The sequence below is a fragment of the Allosediminivita pacifica genome, assembly GCF_003054175.1.
Classification (GTDB): Bacteria; Pseudomonadota; Alphaproteobacteria; order Rhodobacterales; family Rhodobacteraceae; genus Allosediminivita; species Allosediminivita pacifica.
Window position 1 is genome coordinate 1 of the sequence record NZ_QBKN01000085.1, and the last position, 1,778, is coordinate 1,778.

Here is a 1,778-nt window from a genome sequence, read left to right on the forward strand (position 1 = left end):
AAAGTTATGGCGGCGCTGTTGCGCCAAGCCGGTCGAGGCACAGCCGGTCTTCGGCCAGATCAGGCCATTGAAAGGGCCGTATGGAGCGGACATGGGACGGGCAAGGAACGGAGACGATGGCAACCGCGGATGCTCATCAGCCTGACCGGCCTTTCACCGGCGGATTGGCTCGCCCGCGACAGGCATTGCGCGTCGTTCTCCAAGCGCCCCGCCCGACGTGCCGCCCGCGATCACAGGAGCAGCCTGCCGCTCGAACGGTCCGCCATTCCCACCGCACGGCCACGTGCAACGACGCGGGTCTCATGCCGATCCGCACACCGCTCCATACCGGCATCCTGACGATCGGAATGGCATTCCAGCGCTGATCCGGGCCCGCCTCATCGGATTGTTGGCAGTGTCAGGCGCCGACGGCCGATCCGTCCGAAGTGTCGGCGGCTATGCCGGCAATGCGGAGGAAGGCGGAAACGCCAACGGCGCCAGCGCCGATGACGGCGAAGATCATCTGCCATGTCTCCGAGGGCATCATGGTCCTGGCGATCCCTAGGGTGGCGTGAAAGCCGGCGACCATCGCCGGCACCACGAAGATCAGCGCGATGACAAACCGCGCCCAGAGCGGGCGCACGAGCATGATCAGCGCCTGACCGATGGCAAGCGTCAACCCTGCGGCGAAGCCGCCGACGAGGATTGCACCGAACCAGCCCGCGCCGGTGCCATAAGCCCAGATGCCGGCATTAAGTCCGACGAGGAACGGCAGGGCGAAGACGGCAAGGTTGAACAGCAACCAGCACATGGCTGCGATGGCGGCAAAAGATGCAAGGATTCCGAGAACAAACATGGTGGTGTCTCCCGTTTGACGTGGAACGGTCGCGCCTGCCACCACCACCATGGCGCAACCTGCAAGTTAGCAGAATTCTTGTCTTTTGGCGAGACACAAGGTGACCCGCCCCCCCTGACGGAACCAGCCGATCGTTGACCCGTGGTGCGGATTTCCCCACTGTGTCGTGATGATTTACGTCTTGGCATATCCACAGTTTGAACCGAATGTCATCGAACGCATTCGTCGGTTTCGGACCGAGAACGAGCCGGCCAGAGCCGAGCTCGTCCCCCCACACGTAACTCTCGTGTTCGGGCTGACGAACATTCTCCCTCATGAGTTCCAAGAACACTGCGAGGCAGTGGCCAGCAGGTCATCGCAGTTTGAGGTGTCTTTCGTCTCAGAGGAGATTACACACGATCCCTTTGAAAAGACCCATAAACTGCTTCTCGTCAGCTCGACCGGAAGTTCCCAGTTGGCGGCACTGCATGACCAGCTCTACGAAGGTGTTCAGAGGGCGGAGCGAAAGGACGATATTCCCTACCATCCACACATGACGGTCGCGACGAACCCTGATCGAACGATTATCGAGCGTTTAGAGACGTCTTCCCTTGGAGGCTTCCCGCTCTTGGGAACCATCCGGGCACTGGAGGTGATTAAGCTTGAAAACGGGGGGCTGCACCACCTCCGCACCATCCCATTCGGAAAGTCGGGCTTGCGTTCGAAGGCGGCGCGCGGAAGCGCGGCAGGTGGTCGTGCTTGATCCGCGCCGCGCCCCTTCACTTCCCGCACGGAGCGGACCTTCGTGCTGACTGCGGGGAGATAACCGGTCACAGCCCTTTCACGACGTTCGCATGGCATGTAGCACGGTAAGCGGCGGCTGCGCCCCACGTTGTAGATGAGCTCCGGCACTGCGAGGTGATACCCATCTCATGATGGGGAGTGCGTTTCGCAATGTGCGCGA

2 protein-coding genes are annotated in these 1,778 nt (G+C 61.6%); one reads left to right on the top strand and one right to left on the bottom strand.

All coding sequences use genetic code 11. From position 1 onward, the window contains the following. Nucleotides 1–397: 397 nt before the first annotated feature. Nucleotides 398–886, bottom strand: coding sequence for a hypothetical protein (locus C8N44_RS23000; protein WP_244641168.1), 489 nt, complete (start codon nt 884–886; stop codon nt 398–400). A 118-nt stretch (nt 887–1,004) separates the two neighbouring features. Between C8N44_RS23000 and C8N44_RS23005 the strand changes: the two genes are divergently transcribed. Further along, complete coding sequence (locus tag C8N44_RS23005) at nt 1,005–1,577, top strand: 2'-5' RNA ligase family protein (RefSeq protein ID WP_107979004.1); 573 nt, start codon at nt 1,005–1,007, stop codon at nt 1,575–1,577. Nucleotides 1,578–1,778: the final 201 nt, after the last annotated feature.

Bases quoted from the DNA above. Each gene is read 5' to 3' on its own strand.
- C8N44_RS23005 (WP_107979004.1), top strand. From the start codon at position 1,005: ATGATTTACGTCTTGGCATATCCACAGTTTGAACCGAATGTCATCGAA.
- C8N44_RS23000 (WP_244641168.1), bottom strand. From the start codon at position 886: ATGGTGGTGGTGGCAGGCGCGACCGTTCCACGTCAAACGGGAGACACC.